Annotated in this window: 18 protein-coding genes; 6 read left to right on the plus strand and 12 right to left on the minus strand. The window is 73.5% G+C overall.

Features of this window, described 5'->3' with window-relative positions; genetic code table 11:
* Window positions 1-23 precede the first annotated feature (23 nt).
* Complete coding sequence (locus FHX73_RS40440) at window positions 24-1,949, minus strand: helix-turn-helix domain-containing protein (protein ID WP_145911065.1); 1,926 nt, start codon at window positions 1,947-1,949, stop codon at window positions 24-26.
* Window positions 1,950-2,002: 53 nt separating this feature from the next.
* The gene (locus FHX73_RS40445; RefSeq protein WP_145911066.1) at window positions 2,003-3,361 is read right to left on the minus strand and encodes an MFS transporter; all 1,359 of its coding nucleotides are present in this window, start codon (window positions 3,359-3,361) and stop codon (window positions 2,003-2,005) included.
* Window positions 3,362-3,569: 208 nt separating this feature from the next.
* Between FHX73_RS40445 and FHX73_RS40450 the strand changes: the two genes are divergently transcribed.
* Entirely contained in the window at window positions 3,570-4,418 is an 849-nt protein-coding gene (locus FHX73_RS40450; protein WP_145911067.1) for an LLM class F420-dependent oxidoreductase, read from the plus strand.
* A 10-nt stretch (window positions 4,419-4,428) separates the two neighbouring features.
* On the opposite strand, the gene FHX73_RS40455 is transcribed toward FHX73_RS40450, so the two are convergent.
* The gene (locus FHX73_RS40455) at window positions 4,429-5,199 is read right to left on the minus strand and encodes a 3-hydroxybutyrate dehydrogenase (RefSeq protein WP_145911068.1); all 771 of its coding nucleotides are present in this window, start codon (window positions 5,197-5,199) and stop codon (window positions 4,429-4,431) included.
* 199 nt (window positions 5,200-5,398) lie between these two features.
* Between FHX73_RS40455 and FHX73_RS40460 the strand changes: the two genes are divergently transcribed.
* From FHX73_RS40460 to FHX73_RS40475, 4 genes are all read left to right on the plus strand, one after another.
* Window positions 5,399-6,037: a CBS domain-containing protein gene (locus tag FHX73_RS40460; protein WP_170305303.1), complete on the plus strand. Its 639-nt coding sequence runs from the start codon at window positions 5,399-5,401 to the stop codon at window positions 6,035-6,037.
* 186 nt (window positions 6,038-6,223) lie between these two features.
* Entirely contained in the window at window positions 6,224-6,835 is a 612-nt protein-coding gene (locus FHX73_RS40465) for a TetR/AcrR family transcriptional regulator (protein WP_145911070.1), read from the plus strand.
* 48 nt (window positions 6,836-6,883) lie between these two features.
* Complete coding sequence (locus FHX73_RS40470; RefSeq protein ID WP_246214190.1) at window positions 6,884-7,507, plus strand: TetR/AcrR family transcriptional regulator; 624 nt, start codon at window positions 6,884-6,886, stop codon at window positions 7,505-7,507.
* Window positions 7,508-7,687: 180 nt separating this feature from the next.
* Window positions 7,688-9,193, plus strand: coding sequence for a carboxylesterase/lipase family protein (locus tag FHX73_RS40475; RefSeq protein WP_211786492.1), 1,506 nt, complete (start codon window positions 7,688-7,690; stop codon window positions 9,191-9,193).
* A 46-nt stretch (window positions 9,194-9,239) separates the two neighbouring features.
* Here the strand turns inward: FHX73_RS40475 and FHX73_RS40480 are convergent, their stop codons facing one another.
* From FHX73_RS40480 to FHX73_RS40510, 7 genes are all read right to left on the minus strand, one after another.
* Window positions 9,240-10,508 (minus strand): MBL fold metallo-hydrolase, encoded by a 1,269-nt coding sequence (locus tag FHX73_RS40480; protein WP_145911072.1) that lies wholly within the window; start codon window positions 10,506-10,508, stop codon window positions 9,240-9,242.
* Window positions 10,509-10,517: 9 nt separating this feature from the next.
* Window positions 10,518-11,234 carry an HAD family hydrolase gene (locus FHX73_RS40485; RefSeq protein ID WP_145911073.1) on the minus strand — a complete coding sequence of 239 codons (717 nt, stop codon included), beginning with the start codon at window positions 11,232-11,234 and terminating at the stop codon, window positions 10,518-10,520.
* Entirely contained in the window at window positions 11,227-12,084 is an 858-nt protein-coding gene (locus FHX73_RS40490) for a carbohydrate ABC transporter permease (protein WP_145911074.1), read from the minus strand. Before FHX73_RS40490 ends, FHX73_RS40485 begins: the two co-directional genes overlap by 8 nt.
* Window positions 12,084-13,397 carry an extracellular solute-binding protein gene (locus FHX73_RS40495; protein ID WP_145911075.1) on the minus strand — a complete coding sequence of 438 codons (1,314 nt, stop codon included), beginning with the start codon at window positions 13,395-13,397 and terminating at the stop codon, window positions 12,084-12,086. The genes FHX73_RS40490 and FHX73_RS40495 overlap by 1 nt, the downstream gene beginning before the upstream one ends.
* 74 nt (window positions 13,398-13,471) lie before the next feature.
* On the minus strand, window positions 13,472-14,386 hold the full coding sequence (locus FHX73_RS40500; protein ID WP_145911076.1) for a carbohydrate ABC transporter permease: 915 nt from the start codon (window positions 14,384-14,386) through the stop codon (window positions 13,472-13,474).
* A gap of 213 nt (window positions 14,387-14,599) precedes the next feature.
* Window positions 14,600-15,898: an MFS transporter gene (locus FHX73_RS40505; protein WP_145911077.1), complete on the minus strand. Its 1,299-nt coding sequence runs from the start codon at window positions 15,896-15,898 to the stop codon at window positions 14,600-14,602.
* Window positions 15,895-17,223 carry an aminotransferase class V-fold PLP-dependent enzyme gene (locus FHX73_RS40510; RefSeq protein ID WP_145911078.1) on the minus strand — a complete coding sequence of 443 codons (1,329 nt, stop codon included), beginning with the start codon at window positions 17,221-17,223 and terminating at the stop codon, window positions 15,895-15,897. The genes FHX73_RS40505 and FHX73_RS40510 overlap by 4 nt, the downstream gene beginning before the upstream one ends.
* On the opposite strand from FHX73_RS40510, the gene FHX73_RS40515 reads away from it, so the two are divergent.
* Complete coding sequence (locus FHX73_RS40515; protein ID WP_145911079.1) at window positions 17,222-18,643, plus strand: aminotransferase-like domain-containing protein; 1,422 nt, start codon at window positions 17,222-17,224, stop codon at window positions 18,641-18,643. The genes FHX73_RS40510 and FHX73_RS40515 overlap by 2 nt on opposite strands.
* Before the next feature lie 173 nt (window positions 18,644-18,816).
* On the opposite strand, the gene FHX73_RS40520 is transcribed toward FHX73_RS40515, so the two are convergent.
* Both FHX73_RS40520 and FHX73_RS40525 read right to left on the minus strand, forming a co-directional pair.
* Window positions 18,817-19,245 (minus strand): GlcG/HbpS family heme-binding protein, encoded by a 429-nt coding sequence (locus FHX73_RS40520; RefSeq protein WP_145911080.1) that lies wholly within the window; start codon window positions 19,243-19,245, stop codon window positions 18,817-18,819.
* Window positions 19,246-19,284: 39 nt separating this feature from the next.
* Complete coding sequence (locus FHX73_RS40525; RefSeq protein WP_145911081.1) at window positions 19,285-20,493, minus strand: MFS transporter; 1,209 nt, start codon at window positions 20,491-20,493, stop codon at window positions 19,285-19,287.
* Window positions 20,494-20,631: the final 138 nt, after the last annotated feature.

Genomic DNA, 20,631 nt, shown 5'->3' on the forward strand with positions numbered 1-20,631 from the left:
TCGCCCCACCACCTGGCCCACCGTCACGGCGATAGGGCGTCACCATCGGTCAGCAGCTGCAACTTGAGCGCGAGTTGGAGCTCCAGCGCGCGGGCCGGGCTGTTCCAGTCCGGCCCGAGCAGCGCCTGGATCCGCTCCAGGCGCTGCACCACGGTGTTCACGTGGATGTGCAGGCTCTCCCTGGCCCGGGTCAGGCTGCCGCCGCAGTCGAAGTAGGTCCGCAGGGTGCGGACCAGGTCGGTGCCCCGCCGGGCGTCGTAGTCCAGCAGCGGGCGCAGGGTGTCGCCGACGAACCCGTCGACGTCCTGGGCGTCCGCGAGCAGTACGCCGAGGAAGCCCAGGTCGGCGGCGCACGCGCTCCCGCCGGTCCGCCCGAGCACCTTCATCGCGCGCAGGCAGCGCACCGCCTCGGCGTGGGCGGTCGCGATCGGCTGCGGGCCGGCGGCGGGGCCGGCGGCGGCCACCGTCACGGCGGCTGCGGGCCCGCCCAGCTGCGCGGCCACCGAGGCGCCGACCCGGCCGGCGTCGGCTCCGTCGGCGGGGACCAGCAGGACGACGGTGCCGTGGTGCTGGGCCGTCAGGCCGGGCTGGCCGAACAGGCGGCGCCGGGCGGCGGCGAGCAGGCGGTCCAGGGACTGGCCCACCGGCTCGGCCACCAGCACCACGTAAGGTCGGCCCAGGTCGACGCCGAGCCGGCTGGCCCGCTCGGCGAGGCCGTCCGGGTCCCGGTGCGGGGCGGTGAGCAGGTCGGAGAGCAGTTCCCCGCTGATCCGGTTCTCGGTCTCGGCCACCGTGCGCCGCATCAGCAGCAGCAGTCCGGCCACCACCGAGGCCCGTTCGAAGACCCGGCGGTTGGCGTCGTCCAGCTCCTCGTCGCGGTGCAGCACCAGGCTGCCGAGCAGTTCGTGGCCGGCCAGGACGGCGCAGACCCAGCGCCCGCCGGTGCGCAAGGCGCGACCGCTGCTGCGGGACTCAGCCACTGCCAAGGCCAGGCCGGCCGGCTCGGGCACCGCCTCCGGTGCGGCCAGGTGCCGCCCGTCCGGATCGTGCACGGTGACCACTGCGCCCAGCAACTCGCCTACCTGGCCCGCGAGTTCGGACAGGTCGCCGCCGCGCAGCACCAGGTCGGTCAGCTGCTCGTGGGCCTTCTCGGCGTGCTGGATCGCGGCGGCGTGCGCCTGCACCAGCGTGTTGGCCTCGGCCAGCTCCGCCAGCGCGGCGTTGGTGTCGGCGAGCGCCTTGGCGGTGTCGATGGCGATGGCCGCGTGCGCGGCCAGCGAGCAGAGTAGGGCGATCTCGTCGCTGGAGAACGAGCGGGGGCTGCGGTCGGCGGCGAACAGCACCCCGATCACCTGACCCGACCCGCCGCCGCTGGACCCGAGCAGCAGCGGCACGCCGAGGATGGCGACCAGCCCCTCGTCCAGCACGCCCGCGTCGATCCCCCGCGTGTGGTGGAAGCGCTGGTCGGTGCGGTAGTCGGGGGTGACGTACGGGCGGGCGGTCTGCGCGACCAGCCCGCCCAGACCGTCGCCCAGGCTCAGCCGCAGGCGCTGGAAGAGCGGCGAGATCGAGCCGGCGGTCACCCGCATGTAGGTGTCGCCGGCCTCCTCGTCCGGGAGGGTGAGGTAGGCCGTGTCGGTGCCGAGCAGCAGCCGCGCCCGGTGCACGATGGCCCGGAGCACGTCGTCCAGCTCGCGCAGCGCGGCCAGGTCGCTCGCGGTGTCGAACAGCGCGCTCAACTCCCGCTCCCGGCGCTGGTGCTGACGCAGCATCCGGCGGATCCGCAGGGCCGCTGCGGCGGCCCGGTCGAGCTCCGCCAGCTCCTCCGGGGGGAGCGTGCGCCGGGCTTCGGCGGTGACGGCGCCGAGCTCCTCGACCGGGGCGTCCTCGGTCAGCAGCTCCAGCAGGCGGCGCAGGTGCGCGGCGGTGGACGTGATCGGTGGCGGCATGGTGGGGTCCATCGTGGTGGGTGATCGGACGGGGCGGAAGGGGGCGGCGGGCGTCAGGCGGTGGCCTCGGCGCCGGCGCCGGCGTCGGCCTCGGCTTCGGCTTCGGCTTCGGCGAGGTCCCGCCCCCGGGTCTCCCGGGCCGCGAGCAGCGCGAGCACCGTGACCACGGCGGCCAGCGAGACGTAGAGCGAGATCGGCGCCGCGTCCCCGTAGTGCGCGAGCAGCGCGGTGGCGATCAGCGGGGCCGGCGCGCCCGCCGCGACCGAGGCGAACTGGGCGCCGATCGAGGCGCCGGAGTAGCGCATCCGGGTCGCGAACAGCTCGGCGAAGAAGGCGGCCTGCGGCGCGTACATCGCGCTGTGGAAGACCAGCCCGACGGTGACGGCGAGCAGCACCGCCGGGAACGATCTGGTGTCGAGCAGCCCGAAGAACGCCCAGGCCCAGGCACCGGTGGCGACCGCGCCGGCCAGGTAGACCGGCTTGCGGCCGACCCGGTCGGAGAGCGCCCCGAACACCGGTATCAGCGCGAACTGGATCGCGGAGGCGATCAGCACGGCGTTGAGCGCGGTGTCCTTCGGCAGCTTCAGGTGGTCCACGCAGTAGGCGAGCACGAAGGTGGTGATCACGTAGTACGAGATGTTCTCCGCCATCCGGGCGCCCATGGCGACCAGGATGTCCTTCCAGTGGTGGCGCAGCACCGAGACCAGCGGCGGCTGTTCGGCCCGCTCCCGCGCCCTGCGGCGCTCCGCCCTGGCCAGCGCCTCCTGGAAGAGCGGGGACTCGTCCACCGACAGCCGGATCCACAGCCCGACCGCCACCAGCACCGCCGAGAGCAGGAACGGCACCCGCCACCCCCAGGCCAGGAACTCCTTGTCGCTCTGCAGACGGGTCATCAGATCGAGCACGCCCACCGCCAGCAGGTTGCCGGCCGGCGCCCCGCCCTGCGGCCAGGAGGCCCAGAACCCCCGGCGCCTGGCATCCCCGTGCTCGGACACCAGCAGCACCGCGCCGCCCCACTCCCCGCCGAGCGCGAACCCCTGGACCAGCCGCAGCACGGTCAGCAGGACGGGCGCGCTCACCCCGATGCTGTCGTAGCCCGGCACGCAGCCGATCAGCGCGGTCGCGCCGCCCATCATCAGCAGGCTGACCACCAGCAGCCGCTTGCGGCCGAGCCGGTCGCCGTAGTGGCCGAAGACCAGCGCGCCGATCGGGCGGGCGGCGAACCCGATCGCGTAGGTCAGGAAGGCGAGCAGCGTGCCGGTCAACGGGTCGGACTTGGGGAAGAAGACGTGGCCGAAGACGAGTGCGGCGCAGGAGCCGTAGAGGAAGTAGTCGTACCACTCGATGGTGGTGCCGATCAGGCTGGCGGCCACCACGCGGGGGAGCGTGGAGGTCGTGGAGGACGATGTCATGCGTCACCACTTCCGGACGGTGAACGGTGTCGCCACAACCTAGGAACTCCCAGGTCGGCGGCCCATGGTGGCGACCCACACAGCTCGGTGGGCCGGGGTGGGGGCGAGGACCACCGGGCAGTGGGCGGGGGCGGGGAATGGCCGCCAGGGGCGGTCGGTTGGAGTTGCCGCCGGGTGGGTCGGCGGGGAGCGACGGAGGCGGGGAAGCGTGGAACTGGGTGTGTACGGGCTGAGTGCCAAGGCGACGCTGGGGCCGGCCGAGACGGCGCGGTTGGCGCGACGGGCCGAGGAGTTGGGCTACCGGTCGTGGTGGGTGGGCGACCACGTGGTGCTGCCCAGCCCCCGGGTGCCCGAGTCGCCGATGGCGCCCACCGACCCGATCCTCGACCCGCTGGTGCACCTGGCCTACGTGGCCGCGCTGACCGAGCGGATGGAGTTGGGCACGGGAATCCTGATCCTGCCGCAGCGCAATCCGGTGGTGCTGGCCAAGCAGGCGGCCAGCCTGGACGTGCTGTCCGGGGGCCGGCTGCTGCTCGGTGTCGCGCCCGGCTACCTTGAGCCGGAGCTGACCGCCGTCGGCGTGCGGCCGGCCGCACGCGGCGCTCGCACCGACGAGTACCTGGACGCGATGCGGCAGTTGTGGACGGCACCGGAGCCGGAGTTCCACGGCCGGTACGCGGACTTCGCGCAGGTGGACGCGCACCCGCGCCCGGTGCGGCCGGACGGGCCACGGATCGTGATCGGCGGGCACAGCCCGGCCGCGTACCGCAGGGCGGTCGCCAAGGGGCAGGGCTGGATCGGCACCGGCAGCTCGCCGGCCGACCTGCTGCCGCACCTCGACGGGCTGCGCAAGGCCGCGGCCGAGGTGCCCCGGCCGGACCGGCTCGGCCGGCTGGAGATCACCTTCCTGCAGATCGACCCGGTCGAGGTGGACGCGGCCGGTGCGCAGCACTACGCGGAGCTCGGTGTGGACCGCCTGCTGCTCTACCCGCTGCCGCTGGAGGACCCGGCCGAGGTCGCGGCGTTCCTGGAACGGCACGCCGACCTCCTGCACTGAGCCCGGTGCCTCAGTGCGCGGTCCAGCCGCCGTCCAGCGGCAGCGAGGCGCCGGTGACGTAGTCCGCGCCGGGGCCGCAGAGCCAGAGGGCGGCCGCGGCCACCTCCTCGGGCTCGATCAGCCGCTTGATCGCGGTGCGCTCCAGCAGTATCCGCTCGACCACGGCCTCGGCGGGGATGCCGTGGGCCGCTGCCTGCGCGGCGATCTGGTTCTCCACCAGCGGGGTGCGCACGTAGCCGGGGTTGACGCAGTTGCTGGTCACCCCGTGCGGCGCGCCTTCGAGCGCGGTGACCTTGCTGAACCCCTCCAGGGCGTGCTTGGCCGTGACGTAGGCGGACTTGAACGGGCTGGCGCGCAGGCCGTGCACCGAGGAGATGTTGACGATCCGTCCCCAGCCGCGCCGGTACATGCCGGGCAGGTTGCGGCGGACGATCCGGAACGGGGCCTCCACCATCACCCGCTGGATCAGCGCGAACCGCTCCGGCGGGAACTCGTGGATCGGCGCGACGTGCTGCAGGCCGGCGTTGTTGACCACGATGTCGGCGTCGTCCGGCAGCTCGTCCACCGCCGCACCCACCGACAGGTCGACCACCAGGGCCGTGCCGCCGATCTCCGCCGCCACCTGCCGGGCCGCCTCGCCCGCCAGGTCCACCACGTAGACGTGCGCGCCGGCCCGGGCGAACGCCTGCGCGCAGGCCCGGCCGATCCCGCTCGCGGCGCCGGTCACCAGGGCGCGGCGGCCGGCCAGGAAGTGGTCGGCCGGGGGAACAGTGGGAGTCATGCGGCCACGCTAGGAGCCGGGCGGGACCGGCCCCATGGGCCCGGCCACCACAATCGGACCGCATCCCGTGGTGGTGGCAGCCATCAGGGGCCCAACGGCCCTGGACGGCGGCCCGGCCCGGCGGGACCGTGGAAATACGGGCCGGACCGCCGCCGGCCCGCCACCCGCTCGCTGCCCGACGCACAGGAGGCCGCCCGCCATGACCCCGCACACCGGCACCGACCGTCCGGACCCCGCCGCCCGGCAGGTGCGCAACTGGATGAGCCCCTCCGCCGTCGCCGTCACCACCGACACCGACTTCGGCACCATGATCGCGGCGCTCACCGCCACCCAGCGGGGCATCCTGCCCGTGGTGCAGGTCGGCGGCGAGGTGGTCGGCGTGGTCGCGGCCTCCGACCTGCTCCGCGCGTTCTCCCGGGACGAGGAGGGACGCAGCGAGGACGGCACGATCACCGCCGAGGAGCTGATGACCGAGCCGGCGGTCACCGTCCGCCAGGACCAGACCATCGACGACGCCGCCGGCTTCCTGCGCGCCGACGGCCTGCACCACCTCCCGGTGGTGGACGCGACCGGGCGGCTGGTCGGGCTGCTCTCGCTGGTCCAGCTGCTGGAGGCGCTCAAGCAGGACGACGACGCGCTCAGCGACGCCGCCGTGCGGCTCGCCCTCGCCGCCGACAGCGGGGTGGCGCCGAACTCGCTGCGGGTGCGCTGCGAACGCGGGCGCCTGACCCTGGCCGGCCGCACCGCCACCCGGGCGCAGGCGGCCGGGCTGGCCGCCCGGGTGGCGGAGCTGCCGGGGCTGGTGAAGCTGGTGGACCGGCTGCACTGGGCGGACTGACGGACTGACGGACTGACGGACTGACGGACTGGCGGGCTGTCAGGTGCGGGGCGGCACAGCGGACTCCTTCGCGCTCCGGCGATCCGACGGCCGCTCAGGAGCCCCTCGCTTCTCCCCGATCCCGGAAAGTGAAACTGTCAACTGACTGATTGATTGTGCTCTGGTGCCGGCTGATACCCTCGGGCCGTGACCCAGCAGCAGCGGCGGCGCGCCCCGGAGCCCGGCCAGCGGCAGCGCGACCCGGAGCGGACCAAGCGGCTCATCCTGGAAGCCGGCACCGCGGAGTTCGCGGCCCGCGGGTACGCCGCCACCCGGATCAGCGACATCGCCGGCCGCGCCGGCGTGAACAGCCAGCTGATCTCCTACTACTTCGGCGGCAAGGAGGGCCTCTACCAGGCCGTCCAGCGCCAGTGGTGGGAGGCCGACGCCCGGATCGCCGACCCGGAGCTGCCGTTGGGCCGGGTGGTGGTCGACTACCTGCGCTCCAATGCGGAGTGCCCCGAGCTGGGCCGGCTGCTCGTCTGGTCGGGTCTGACCGGCGAGGGCGTCGACGAGCCCGGCCTGGCGACCCGGATGCAGCAGCACCTGGCGGACCTGCGGCGCCGTCAGGCCGCCGGCGAGCTCGCCGCCGACCTCGATCCGGCGTACGTGCTGCTCGCCCTGTTCGGCGCCGCGGCCGCCCGCCTGGCCTTCCCGCACATCGCCCGTGCGATCACCGGCACCGACCCGGACTCGCCGGAGTTCACCGAGCGGTACGCCGCCGAGCTGGCCCGGATGGTCGAGCGACTCGCCGACTGAGGCGGTTCCTGAGGATACGGTTGTATCGGTTCATGGAGGTAGCGAGAAGTGTCCACGCGCGTTGACCACGAGCAGCGGCGGACCCGGATCGCCGAGGCCCTGCTGCGGATCGCGGACACCCAGGGGCTGCAGGCGGCCAGCATGCGGACGGTCGCCGCGGAGGCCGGGGTGTCGCTGCGTCAGGTGCAGTACTACTTCCACACCAAAGATGAGCTGCTGATGGACGCGCTGGCCCGGCTGAGCGCGCAGCTGCAGGTACGGATGCAGCGGTGGATCGCGGCGGCCGGAAGCCCGGCGACCCCGCGCACCACCGTCACCGCGATCCTCTCCAGCCTGCTGCCCACGGACCACGAGAGCCGGCGGATCACCCGCACCTACGCGGCGTACCACACGCTGGTGCTGAGCGAGCCCAAGCTGGCCGAGCAGCACGGCACCACCTACCCCGACATGCTCGAATCCTTCCTGGCCAAGCAGGTCCGCACGGCCCAGGAGGCCGGCGAGGTGAGCCCCGCGCTCGACCCGGAGCTGACCGCCGGCGAGCTGCTGGCCACGGCCAACGGCCTCGGTGCCAGCGTGCTGGGGGGCCAGCGGGACGGGGAGGCCGCACTGGCGATCCTGCACCACCGCCTGGTCGAGCTGTTCCTCCGGCCCGCACCGCGCTCCGGCGCCTGAGCGGCTCGCCGCGCCGCGGTCGGGCTTGCGCCACCCGGAACCCCATTGCCCACTGAAGTGATACACATGTAGCGTCAGAGCTCGTTGGCAGGTCGAACCTGACAAGGGGGATACGCGATGGCGCGTGTACGACTTCCGATCTCCGTAGTGGCCGCCGTTCTGGCGGTACTTGGCTTACCAGTGGCACCTGCGCAGGCCGCCGACCGGGCGGGCCCCGGGGGCCGGCCGTACGACGGCACCGTGGTCGCCACCGACTCCGGGCGGGTGCGCGGCAGTTCGCAGGACGGGTACCGCAGCTTCCAGGGCATCCCGTACGCCGCCCCGCCGGTCGGCGACCTGCGGTGGCGCGACCCGCAGCCGGTGACCGCCTGGTCCGGCGTCCGGCCGGTCTCCACCCCCGGCAGCCCCTGCCTGCAGTCCACCGGGACGGGGCTGCTCGGCAGCGAGGACTGCCTCTACCTCAACGTCACCACCCCGGCCCGGGCCGCACACCGGCCGGTGGTCGTCTGGCTGCACGGCGGCGGTTTCAGCACCGGCGCGGGCAGCGACTACGACCCGCACCGGATGGCCGTGGCCGGCGACGTCGTCGTGGTGACGGTGAACTACCGGCTCGGCGTCCTCGGCGGCTTCGGCTACCCGGGTCTGGCGGGCTCCGGCGACTTCGGGCTCGCCGACCAGCAGGCCGCACTGCGCTGGGTGCGGCGCAACGCGGCCGCCTTCGGCGGCGATCCCGGCAACGTGACGCTGGCCGGGCAGTCCGCGGGCGGGATGAGCGTCTGCTCCCAACTGACCTCGCCGTCGGCCGCCGGACTCTTCGACAAGGCACTGATCCAGAGCGGCTCCTGCCTGATCAACTACCCGGACGACCTGTTCTTCCCCGGCATGTCCGCCGGCTCGCCCTGGACCACCCGGACCGCCGTCGAGGCCGCCGGCAGCGCCTTCGCCGGCACGGTCGGCTGCGCCGGACTCGACTGCCTGCGGCAGAAGCCGGCCGCCGACCTGCTGCGCGCGGACCTGGCCGGCCCGGCCCACGGTGGATTCGCCAAGCCCGCCTACGGCACTGCGCTGCTGCCCGAGGAGCCGGCTGCCGCCCTGCGGGCCGGCCGGTTCCACCGGGTGCCGGTGCTGGAGGGCGGCAACCGCGACGAACACCGCGGCTGGGCAGCCGCGTTGAACGCCGGCTGGACGATCACCGCGGACCGGTACCGGCAGCTGCTCACCGCCGCCTTCGGCGACCGGGCCGCGGCCGTCGCGGCCCAGTACCCCGTCAGCGCCTACCCGTCTCCCGCGGTCGCCTGGGCGACGGTGGCCACCGACCGGATCTGGTCCTGCCCCACCCTGACGGGCGAGCAGCTGATGGCACGTCACACCCGGCTCTACGCCTACGAGTTCGCCGACCGCAGCGCGCCGCTCCAGCCCGGCTCCGTTCCGGGATTCCCGTACGGCGCCTACCATGCCGCCGAGCTGCCCTACCTGTTCGACCTGACCGGCTGGCCGATCACCCTCACCCCGGAGCAGCAAGGCCTCTCCCGGGAGATGATCGCCGCCTGGTCCGCCTTCGCCACCACCGGCCGGCCCTGGCCGCGCCTGCGGGACCCCGCCGACACCCGGCTCTTCGCCCCCGGCGAGCCGGGTACGGTCGACCTGGGCACCGAGCACGACTGCGGCTTCTGGAGCGGGTTCTGACCGGTCGAGCGGTCGACGGGGCGGACCGCGGCGGCGGCCCGCCGGGTCAGACCGCCTCTCCGTCGAAGGTGTACCGGGCGCCGTAGGCCGCCTGCACCCGGCGCACGCCGCGCGGCGGGTGCAGGCGGGTCGGTGCGGTGGTGTGGATCGGGAAGACGCTGCCCGGGCGCATCCGCTCCAGCATGTGGTGCAGGTCGTCCTGCGAGGCGTGCCCGGAGCAGCCGATCTGGCGCAGCGGGATGCCCAGGGCGGTGAGCCAGTCGGTGAACGGCGCCCAGCGCGGCTCGAACGGGCCGAGCGGCTCGCCGTTCGCGTGCACCAGGCAGCTCATCGGGTAGTCGTCGCCGACCGGCAGGTCGAGCAGCGAGGGCAGGTCGTCCGGGTCGGGCATCAGCACGTAGCGGCCCGGCTCGGCGTGCAGTTCGCTGGTCGGCACCTCGGCCGGGGAGAGCGCCTCGGGCACGCCGACCAGGCGCAGGAAGGCCGCGATCCGCTCGGTGAAGACGATCCGGCGCCCAGCGGCGTCGGCGATCTCCAGGAAGGCCCGCACCCGGTCCACGTCGCGCGGGTAGAGCGAGAGCAGCACCAGGCCGGGGGTGCGCTCCAGCGCGTCGGCGAAGTCACGGGCCACGTCGGTCTCGTCGCGCTGGCGGCCGGAGCTGTCCCAGCCGAGCGTGGTGCCCTCGGTGACCAGCACCGCGCTGTCGGCCGCCCGGTCGATGAACTCCCAGGAGCGCTCCGGGTGGTGGCCGTGGAAGCGGTAGTCGCCGGGGAAGGCCAGGGTGCCGTCGGGGGTGTGCACCAGGTAGCCGCTGGCGCCGGGCACGTCGTGGTCCACCGGCAGGCACTCGACCTCCAGCGGGCCCACGGTGACCTTCTGACCGGAGGTCAGCCGCCGCCAGTCGGGCTCACCGTGGGTCAGGCCCTGGCCGGTCGCGGCCAGCGCGGTGAGCACGTCGACCGCGTCGGTGTGCGCGTGCACCGGCACGTCGGGGCGGACGAAGCCGGCCAGGCCGACGTGGTCGATGTGCGGGTGGCTGACGAAGACGGCGGTCTGCCCGACCGGCTCGGCCAGCGGGGAGCCGGCGTCCAGCGCCGCCGGGTCGAAGAGCCCGGGCAGGGCCGGGGCGGCGTTCAGGCGCAGCCGGTCGGCGAGTTCGCGGCCGGGGCGGGGCCGGACCGGCAGGCGGAACAGGTCGCCGCCGGACGGGATGTCGATGCCGATGTCCAGCAGCACCCGGTACTCGTCCTGCTGTACCAGGATCTTGCTGCCGCCGATGACGCCGATGCCGCCCCAGAATTCGATGGTGGCCATGGGGGTGGTTCAGTTCCTTTCGAGCGGAGCCCAGGCCGTGGCCCAGGTCCGGATGGAGTCGAGCAGCCCCTCGACAGCGGGGGCGACGGCCGAGGCGGGCCCGTCGGCGCGGCCGAACCGGTCGATGTAGGCGCTGTGCGCGCCGATCTCGACGCCCGGTTCGATGTCGTTGCGCCAGTGGTCGCCGACCACGCACAACCGCTCGGGCGCCTGCGGCAGTTCGGCCCGCAGCAGCCGGCGCAGCCCCTCGGGCTTTCCGGTGCCGGAGACCACCGCGTCGAGCAGCGGCGGCAGTTCGAGCCGGTGCAGCAGTGCCTCCAGGCCGTCGGCCGGGCTGTTGGTGGCGAGCACCACCCGCACCCCGGCGGAGCGCAGCTCGGTGATCAACTCGGCGTAGCCGGTCGGCACTTCGAGCGGGCAGCGGACCGGATCGAGCATCAGCTCACGGGTGGTCAGGAAGGCCCGCTGCAACCGGTCGCCGTCCAGGCCCGCGGCGCGGGCGAGCACGGCCACGGCCTCCCAGCCGTCGATCGCCTGCGCCAGCGCCGGGCCGGCGGCCGCGCCGACGGCGAGGAACTCCTCGACACCGTTCAGCAGTTCGGCCCGGGCGGCGGCTTCCAGGGTGGCGGCGGCCTGCTCGGCGTAGTGCCGGATCGGCGCGTCGCCGCGGTAGAGCGTGCCGTCGAAGTCGGTGATCAGCACGGGAACGGGGATGTGGTCAGCCACGGACGCCTCCGGCGGTGGACATCGCGCCGGTCACGAAGTGGCGCTGCAGCACGAGGAAGAAGGCGAGCACCGGCACCGTGGTGAAGACCACGGCGGCGGCCAGGCCCGGGTAGTCGGTGCCCTCGGCACCGGCGAACGCCGCCAGGCCCACCTCGACCGGCTGCACGTTCGGGTCCTGGGTCATGATGAACGGCCACAGGAACGAGTTCCAACTGGCCAGGAAGACCTGCAGGGCGATGATCAGCAGCGCCGGCCGCACCAGCGGCAGGCCGATCGACCAGAGCATCCGGAACCGGGTGGCGCCGTCCAGCTCGGCGGCGTCGAAGAGTTCGGCGGGCAGGCCGAGGAAGAACTGCCGGACCAGGAAGATGCCGAAGACGCTGGCGCCCCACGGCACGATCTGGATCCAGTAGGTGTCCAGCCAGTGGATGTCGGTGGCGATCAGGTAGTCGGGGATGATCAGCACCGTGCCCGGCACCATCATCACCGCCATCACCAGGGTGAACAGGAAGCCGCGCCCGCGGAACCTCATCACCCCGAAGGCGAACCCGGCCAGCAGCGAGGTGGCCATCGCCAGCACCACCGTGCAGGCGCCGATCAGCACCGTGTTGAGGAAGAGCCGGGGCCAGGGCGCGGCGGCCCAGGCCCGGCCGTAGTTCTCCCAGTGCCAGTGCGGCAGCAGCACGTCGGACAGACTGCTCGACTGCGAGGCCGAGTTCAGCGAGGTGGCGACGATGTAGTAGAAGGGGAACAGGAAGAGCAGGCCGACCAGCACGGCCACGACGCGGCGCACCGCGCCGCGCGACCGCTGCGAGCGGCCGCGCGGCACGGGCGGTTGAGCGAGGGTCACTACTGGCCCGCCTTCTGGTCGGCCAGGGCGGCCTGCTGGGCGGCGTTCAGCGCGCTCGCCGGGTCGGCGCCCTGCTCCAGCACCTTCTGCAGCGCGACGACCTCCTCGCCCTGCGCCTTGGCGACCCACGGGAAGGCCGGCTGGGCGACGGCGTAGTCCAGCGCACCGGCGGCGGTCTTCATGTAGGGGTTCTTCGCCAGGAAGTCGCCCATCTGGTCCAGGGCCTTCGGGGTGACCGGCAGGTACCCGGTGGTGCTGGACCACTGGGCCTGGCTGTCGGCGGAGGCGAGGAACTGCATGTACTTCCAGGCGGCCGCCTGCTGCGCCTTGCTGGCGGAGGCGAACACCGCGATGTTGGTGCCGGAGAGCACGTTGGACTTGGTGCCGTCGGCGCCGGTCGGCAGCACCTCGGTGCCGAGGGTGAACTTGCCGCCCACCGCCTGGTTCTCGAAGTAGTAGCCGGCCGCGCTGGACATGTCGAAGACGCCCTTCTGGGCGCCGAGCGCGGTCTCGCCGGGGAAGTTGGTGCCGACCGCGAGCGCGCCGGCCTTCTTCAGGTCGGCCAGGTAGCCCAGGGCCTTGATCGCGGCCGGGCTGTTCAGCTGCGGCGTGCCGTTGGCGGCGAAGTCGGGGGTGCCGTTGGCCGCGCAGAGCGCCTCGAACAGGATGGTGCCGCCGTTGACGTTGGCGGTGGTGCCCGGGTCCACGGAGATCGCGGTGACGCCGCCGCCGGAGACCGCCTTGGCGGCGGCCGAGAAGTCGTCCCAGGTGGCGGGCACGTTCTGGCCCTTGGCCTTGAGCATGTCCTGGTTGTAGAAGATCACCTGGACGCTCTTGTTGAACGGCCACATCCACAGCTTGCCGTCGGGCAGCCGCAGGTCCTTCTGCACGCCCTGGTAGAAGTCGGACAGCCCGGCCGGGCTGTCGCTGCCGGCGAACTGGCTGGCCGGCAGGATCACCTGGCTCTTGGCGTACTCGGCGGCCCAGCTCTCGTAGACCTGGCCGATGGTGGGCGGGTTGTGCGCCGCCACGCCGGCCGTCTCCTTGGCGTGCAGGGTGCCGTAGTCGGGCTGATACTGCAGGTCGACCTTGATGTTCGGGTTGGCCTTCTCGAAGGCGTCGGTGAGCGCCACCAGGGTGCTCTTCTGGGAGCCGCTGTTCATGATCTGCATGAACGAGATGGTGGTGGTGCCACCCGCGCTGCCGCCGGAACCGCCGGAGCCGGAGGAGGAGCAGGCGCTGAGCGCGCCGAGTGCGCAGGCGGCGGCCAGGACGGTGGCGGCGGTGCGGCGCACCGGGGACTTCGAGGGCATTGCGGGTTCCTTCTGGCGAACGTCGCCGGCGAGGCGAACGGTGGGGTCGGGGTGGTGCGAGGGTCCGGCGGGTCTCACAGGTCGGCGGCGATCTTGTCGCCGATCCGGCGCTGGAGCAGGGTGAAGGCGGCGGTGACCACGAACAGCACCACGGCGAGTGCGGCGCCGTAGCCGGTGTCGAAGAGCACGAACGCCTCCTGGTAGAGCAGGTAGCTGAGGGTGGTGGTGGCGTAGGCGGGGCCGCCGCGGCTCATCTCGTAGAACTGGGTGAAGGCCTGCAGCGAGCTGATGCTGGTGATCACGATCGAGAAGAGCGTGACCGGGCGCAGCTGCGGCCAGGTGACGTACCAGAACTCCTTCCAGGCACCGGCGCCGTCCATCCGGGCGGCTTCGCTCAACTCGCCGGAGGTGACGGCCAGTCCGCCGAGGAAGAGCACCACCGTGATGCCGATCTCGTGCCAGAGGCTGTAGACGATCACCGAGGGCATCGCCCAGGTGCTGGAGAACAGGAACTGCGGGGTCGGCAGGTCGAGCTGCTTGAGCACCATGTCGATCAGGCCGAACTGCGGGTTGAACAGCCAGACCCAGGCGAGCGAGGTGGCCACGATCGGGGTGGCGTGCGGGGCGAAGACCGCGACCCGGCCGGCGTTCAGCACCCGGCCGCCGCGCTGGAGCAGCAGGGCGAGGCCGAGCGAGAGCGCCGTGCCGCCGATCACCATCGCAGCGCAGTAGTAGAGCGAGTTGACCGCGCTGGTCATGAAGTCCGGTGAGGTGGACTGGAACAGCTGGCGGTAGTTGTCGGTGCCGATGAAGCTCGACATCGACGGGTTGAGGGTGTTCCAGTGGAAGGTGCTGATGTAGAGGGTGTAGACGGTCGGTCCGATGGTGAAGACCGAGAAGATCAGCAGGGCGGGTGCGGTGTACAGCCACCCGGCCCACCCCTCGCGCGGGCGGCCGCGCCGCCGCAGGTGCTCGCTCAACAGAGCCATTGCATCGTCTCTTCAGGTTCGTGCGTTTCGACGCGTCAGAGTGAAACGCGCGTAGATAGAATCCTGATGACTTGTCAGTGAACGGTCGAGTAATCGATCACTGACGATGGGTGGGCCGTGAAATCCTGAAAGGCTGGCCACTCTCCACCCTCTTCCGGTACGCACCACCTCACGGCGGGTCCGGACCCCCCGACGGGCCCGGACCCGCCCGGCTCAGCCGGCCGCCGCCGGCTGCCGCGGCCCGGACGGCAGGGTGCGCAGCCGGACCACCGGGGAGAGCACCAGGGCGACCACCACGAGCGCCGAGCCGGCGGCCGCCACGGTCAGCGCGCCCCGCCCGCCGAGGTGGGCGGTGAGCAGCCCGGCCGACAGGCCGCCCAGCGAGCCGCCGCCGAACAGCAGGGTGCGGAAGGCGGCGGTCATCCGGCCCATCATCGACTGCGGTGTCACGGCCTGACGCAGGCTCACGATGATCACCCCCGCCACGCCGAGGCCCAGGTAGGTGGTGAAGAAGGAGAACACGAAGACGGCGACCATCAACGCGCGCGGCCCGCCGGCCAGCGGGAGCAGGGCCGGCCCGAGCAGCAGGGCGCTCTGGCCGACCAGGTAGACCCGGCCGAGCGGGAACCGCGCGATGACCCGGCGCGCGATCAGCGAGCCGATCAGCCCGCCGATCGAGGCGAGGGCGAAGACCGTGCCCAGGGTCGCCGAGCCGAGGTGCAGGTCGTGGGTCCCGTAGAGCAGGAACATCGTCCACACCGTGATCATCGAGAAGTTGCAGCAGAAGCCGATCAGCGCGAGCGCCCGCAGCACCCGGTCCCGCATCACCCAGCCCAGCCCGTCCGCCAGTTCGCGCCACAGGTGCCGCCGCGCGGCCGGCTCCGGGCGCGCCTCGGGCGTGCGGATCAGCAGCAGGGAGAGGACCGAGACGGCGTAGGAGCAGGCGTCGACGACCAGTGCCACCGGCGGGCCGAGCGCGGAGACCAGCACACCGGCCAGCCCGGGCCCGGCGACGTCGGCGGCCGAGGAGCTCGCGCCCATCCGGGCACTGGCCTCCACGTACCGCTCCGGGCCGCTGACCAGCACCGGCACGAAGGACATCCAGCTCACGTCGAACGCCACCGAGGCGATGCCGACCGCGCAGGCGATCGCCATCAGCACCGGCAGGTCGAGCGCGTGCAGCCCGTAGAGCACCGGCACCAGCCCGATCAGCACCAGCCGGACCAGGTTGGCGCCGAGCATGACGGGGCGTCGGCGGTGCCGGTCGGCCCAGGTGCCGATCAGCAGGGCCAGGCCCAGGTAGGGGACCAGTTGGAGGAAGCGCAGCAGGCCGACCTGCTCGTCGGTGGCGCCGAAGGCGTTGATGGCGGTGAGCGGCAACGCCAGGTTGGTCACCTGGGTGCCGAGCAGCGAGACCGTCTCACCCAGCCAGAAGCGCAGGAAGTCGCCGTTGCCCCACAGGCTCGGGGAGGACGGGGTGCTGACCGCGGGTGCGGGGGAGAGCTGGGTCATCGGGCGCTCCGCGCGAGCTCGGCGACGGCGCCGGCCACCGTGTCGACCTCGTCCTCGGTGTTGTAGTAGTGCGGCGACAGCCGCAGGCACCAGTCCACCTCCTTGTCGGCGAAGTCGAACTGGGCGAACTCCCGGAAGCTGAGCGCGGAGTTGATCCGGCGCTCGTCCAGCGCGGCCTTGAACGGCCGGGCCTGCCAGCCCTCGATGGTGCAGGTGACCAGCGCGGCCGGCGCGGCGCCGCCGTCCAACGTCCGGACCCCGGGGACCTCGCGCAGCCGCTCGCGCAGCCGGGCGGCCAGCGCCGGGGTGCGCCGGGCCACCGCCGCCGGGCCGACCCGCAGCGCGTACCGGACGGCCGCGGCGCAGCCGAGCACGGTGGCGTAGGGGAACTCCCACTCCTCGAACCGGGCCGCCGTGTCCACCGGCCGGTAGTAGCCGGGGGCCACCCAGCGCGCGCCGTGCATGTCGATGTGCAGCGGCTCGTAACCGGCCTCCAGCACCCGGTCGGAGACGAAGAGGAAGCCCGAACCGCGCGGCCCGCGCAGGAACTTGCGGCAGGTGGCGGTGAGCAGGTCGCAGCCGATCTCCTCGACGTCGACCGGGTACTGGCCGACCGACTGGCAGGCGTCCACCAGGTAGAGCAGGTCGAGCTCGCGGCAGTGCCGGCCGATCTCGGCGACCGGCTGGACCAGGCCGGAGTTTGTGGGCACGTGGGTGGCGGCGACCAGCCGCGGGCGGTGCGCCCGCATCAGCGCGGCCATGGCGGCCACGTCCACGCCGCTGCCGTCCGGGTGGTCGGGGGCGTGCACGATCCTGACGCCGTGTCGCTTGCGCAGGGCGAGGAAGGCGATCTGGTTGGAGACGAAGTCGTTGCGGGTGGTCAGGATGACGTCCCCGGGGTGGAAGTCGATCGCGGACAGCGCCTTGGTGTAGGCGTGGGTGGCGCTGCCGGCGAAGGCGATGTTGCGCGGGCGGGCGCCCAGCAGTTCGGCGATCGAGGCGTGGAAGTCGGCGATTTCGACGCTGCGGGCGGCGTGCGCCTCGTAGCCGCCGATGGCGGCCTCCAACTGGAGGTGGTCGAGCGTGGCCTGGAGCACCGGACGGGCCATCAGGCCGCAGCCGGCGTTGTTGAAGTGGACCACCTGCTCGCAGCCCGGGGTGTCGGCCCGCAGGGCGGCGAGGTCGAACTCCGGTGTCCCGGCGGCCTCGACGGGCTGGACTGCCTCGACGGGATCGGCAGCCTCGACGGGCTCGGCGGGCTCGGCAGGCTCGGCGGTGAAGAGCGGTTCCGAGCTGGAGGCGAAAGCGCTATCATGATTCCTCATGTCCGACAGTAGCAGTATCGAGACCGTGGTGGCGATCCTCCGGGCCGAGATCGCCCGGCTCGGACCGGGCGAACGGCTGCCCAGCAGCCGCGACCTGATCGCCCGTCACGGCGTCGGCCCCGTCACCGTCTCCCGCGCGATCGCGCTGCTGGCTGCCGAGGGCGCCGTCGTCACCCGCCCCGGGAGCGGCACCTACGTCGCCGCCCGCCGACCGCACGCCGCCGCGGGTGAGCCGGACACCTCCTGGCAGGCCGTCGCCCTGGCCGGCCGCGACCCGCTCCCGGACCGGCCCGACGAACAGTCAGGCGCCCCGCTGCCGCCCGACGCCATCACGCTCTCCGGCGGCTACCTGCACGAGAACCTCCAGCCCACCCGGCCGCTCGGCGCCGCCCTGGCCCGGGCCGCCCGCCGCCCCGACGCCTGGCACCGCGCCCCCGCCGCCGGCCTGTCCACCCTGCGCACGATCTTCGCCCGCCAGGTCGGCGGCGGGATCGGACCCGAGGACGTGCTGGTCACCGGCGGCGGCCAGGGCGCGCTGTCCATGCTGTTCCGCGCCGTCGCCCCGCCTGGCAGCCCCGTCCTGGTCGAGTCCCCGACCTACCCGGGCGCGCTCGCCGCCGCCCGCGCGGCCGGCCTGCACCCGGTGCCCGTCCCGATCGACGGCCACGGCCTGCGCCCCGACCTGCTCGCCGACGCCTTCGCCATGACCGGCGCCCGGCTGCTCTACTGCCAGCCGACCTTCCACAACCCCACCGGCACCGTGCTCAGCCCCGAACGGCGCGGGCAGGTCGTGGCGGTGGCCCGGGCCGCCGGGGCCTTCCTGATCGAGGACGACTTCGCCCGCCACCTCGGCCACGGCCGCCCGGCGCCGCGCCCGCTGGTCGCCGACGACCGCGACGGCACCGTCGTCCACCTCACCTCGCTGACCAAACCCGGCTCGCCCAGCCTGCGGATCGGCGCGCTCGTCGCCCGCGGGCCGGTGATGGCCAGACTGCTCGGCATGCGGCGGGTCGACGACTTCTTCATCGCCCGCCCGCTCCAGGAGGCCGCGGTCGAACTGCTCAGCACCCCGGCCTGGGACCGCCACCTGCGCGCCCTGGCCACCGCGCTCCAGCACCGCTGCGCCGTGCTGGCCGACGCGCTGGCCCGGGAACTGCCGGACTGGACGCTCGCCCGGGTGCCGGAGGGCGGCCTGCACCTGTGGCTGCGGCTACCGCCCGGCCACACCGAGGCGGCCGTCGCGGAGGCGGCGACGGCCCACCGGGTGGCCGTCAACCTCGGCCGGCAGTACTTCCCGGCCGAGCCGACCGCCGGGCACCTGCGCCTCGGCTTCGCCGCGGCGGCCGAACCCGCCGACCTCGCCGAGGCGGCCCGCCGGCTGGCGGTGGCCGTCCGGACGCTGGGGCCGGCGGCGGGCTGACGGACCGTCGGCATCCCGGTCGGTGAGCAGTTCCTCGCCGGCGGCGTGCCGGCCGGCGTCGCGGTCCGTACCCCGGCCGGCTGGCGATTCCGGAAGGTCGCACTCGACGTCGTCTGGCGGCAGGGGGACTTCGGTCCGCCCGCGCAGTAGCCGACCACAGCGGATTTACTCGTTCAGCGGCCGACGGTCTGTTCGAGCTCGCGCAGCGCGGCGGCGGCGAACGAGTGGTCCTGGTCCGGGGCGCCGCCGCCGACGCCGATGGCGCCGACCAGCCGGCCCGCGCGGCGCACCGGGATGCCGCCGGCGATGAAGAGCAGCGGCCGGTCCAGGGCGGTCGGCAGGGAGTGGAACGGGCCGTCGGGCTTGACCAGGTCGACCAGGTCGGCGGTCGGGGCGTCCAACTGGAGGGCGGTGTAGGCCTTGCGGGTGCTGGTCTCGCCGGAGATCAGCACCGCCCGGTCGTCGCGGCGGAAGGCCAGCAGGTGCCCGCCGGCGTCCAGCACGGTGACGCTGACCGCGACCCCGGCCGCCTCGGCGGCGGCGCGGGCGGTGGCGAGCAGGGTCTCGGCCTCGGCGGTGGTCAGCGGGGCGGTGGCGGTCATGGGGAAGCTCCTTGCGGTAGGTGGTTGGAGGGGTGCGGCTCAGTGCCGGACCGGGACGCGCGGCTCGGCCCCGGCGGATTCCGCGCCGACCGGCCCGGTGTGCCGGTCGCGGCGCTCCAGCGCGGCCGAGAGCAGGGCGAGCAGCAGGGCCGCGGTGGCGAGAGCGGCGCCCACCCAGTTCGGGGCGGTGTAGCCGAGGCCGGCGGAGATCACCGTGCCGCCGAGCCAGGCGGCCAGCGCGTTGCCGAGGTTGAAGGCGCCGATGTTCATGGCGGAGGCCAGGGTGGGCGCGCCGTGCGCCTGGTCGAGCACGCGCTTCTGCAGCGGCGGCACGGTGGCGAAGCCGAGCGCGCCCACCAGCAGGATGGTCACGGCGGCCAGCGGCTTGCTGTGCGCGGTGACGGTGAACAGCGCCAGCACCACGGCCAGCCCGCCGAGCGAGGCGTACAGCATCGGCATCAGCCGGCGGTCGGCGAACCTGCCGCCGAGCAGGTTGCCGAGGAACATCCCGATGCCGAACAGCACCAGCAGCCCGGTGACCGCACCCTCCGAGTAGCCGGCGACGTGGGTCATCATCGGGGCGATGTAGGTGATCGCGGCGAACACGCCGCCGAAGCCGAGCACCGTCATGGCCATCGCCAGGATGACCTGGACGTTGCGGAAGGCGGCCAGCTCCCGGCGCAGCCGGGTGCCCGCCGGCCGGGGGAGCGCCGGCACCAGCTTGGCGATGCCCAGCAGGCCGACCACGCCGAGCGCGGCGACGCCGGCGAAGGTGGCGCGCCAGCCGACGGCCTGGCCGATGTAGGTGCCCAGCGGCACGCCGACGATGTTGGCGACGGTCAGGCCGGTGAACATGGTGGCGATCGCGCCGGCCTTCTTGTTCGGCGCGACCAGGTCGGCCGCGACCACCGAGCCGATGCCGAAGAAGGCGCCGTGGGCGAGCGAGGCGACGATCCGGCCGGCGAGCATCACGCCGAAGCTCGGCGCGAGGGCGGACAGCAGGTTGCCGAGGGTGAACAGGCCCATCAGCACCATCAGCATGGTCCGGCGGTTGATCCGGGTGCCGAGCACCGTCATCAGCGGCGCGCCGAGGACGACGCCGATGGCGTAGCCGGTGACGAGGAGTCCCGCTGTGGGGATGGACACGCCGTAGTCGCCGGCGATCTGCGGCAGCAGGCCCATGACCACGAACTCGGTGGTGCCGATGCCGAAGGCCCCGATGGCCAGGGCGAGGAGTGCGAGAGGCATGGCTCGCGAACCTTCCGTTGCTAGTGCGTCTTACGAGCTTCGACAATAATTGCACACGCGGCATATCGGCAAATGCTGGCAATTTCGGGTGGGGCTTATCCTGGACGCCTGACGCACCCGGAACCGGAAGGAGCCCCG

This window comes from Kitasatospora viridis (assembly GCF_007829815.1).
Taxonomy (GTDB): Bacteria; Actinomycetota; Actinomycetes; order Streptomycetales; family Streptomycetaceae; genus Kitasatospora; species Kitasatospora viridis.

Excerpts from the sequence above, each read along its gene's own strand:
- FHX73_RS40440 (WP_145911065.1), bottom strand. The coding sequence starts at position 1,949 with ATGCCGCCACCGATCACGTCCACCGCCGCGCACCTGCGCCGCCTGCTG.
- FHX73_RS40445 (WP_145911066.1), bottom strand. The coding sequence starts at position 3,361 with ATGACATCGTCCTCCACGACCTCCACGCTCCCCCGCGTGGTGGCCGCC.
- FHX73_RS40455 (WP_145911068.1), bottom strand. The coding sequence starts at position 5,199 with ATGACTCCCACTGTTCCCCCGGCCGACCACTTCCTGGCCGGCCGCCGC.
- FHX73_RS40460 (WP_170305303.1), top strand. The coding sequence starts at position 5,399 with ATGACCCCGCACACCGGCACCGACCGTCCGGACCCCGCCGCCCGGCAG.
- FHX73_RS40480 (WP_145911072.1), bottom strand. The coding sequence starts at position 10,508 with ATGGCCACCATCGAATTCTGGGGCGGCATCGGCGTCATCGGCGGCAGC.
- FHX73_RS40495 (WP_145911075.1), bottom strand. The coding sequence starts at position 13,397 with ATGCCCTCGAAGTCCCCGGTGCGCCGCACCGCCGCCACCGTCCTGGCC.
- FHX73_RS40500 (WP_145911076.1), bottom strand. The coding sequence starts at position 14,386 with ATGGCTCTGTTGAGCGAGCACCTGCGGCGGCGCGGCCGCCCGCGCGAG.
- FHX73_RS40505 (WP_145911077.1), bottom strand. The coding sequence starts at position 15,898 with ATGACCCAGCTCTCCCCCGCACCCGCGGTCAGCACCCCGTCCTCCCCG.
- FHX73_RS40515 (WP_145911079.1), top strand. The coding sequence starts at position 17,222 with ATGTCCGACAGTAGCAGTATCGAGACCGTGGTGGCGATCCTCCGGGCC.
- FHX73_RS40510 (WP_145911078.1), bottom strand. The coding sequence starts at position 17,223 with ATGAGGAATCATGATAGCGCTTTCGCCTCCAGCTCGGAACCGCTCTTC.
- FHX73_RS40520 (WP_145911080.1), bottom strand. The coding sequence starts at position 19,245 with ATGACCGCCACCGCCCCGCTGACCACCGCCGAGGCCGAGACCCTGCTC.
- FHX73_RS40525 (WP_145911081.1), bottom strand. The coding sequence starts at position 20,493 with ATGCCTCTCGCACTCCTCGCCCTGGCCATCGGGGCCTTCGGCATCGGC.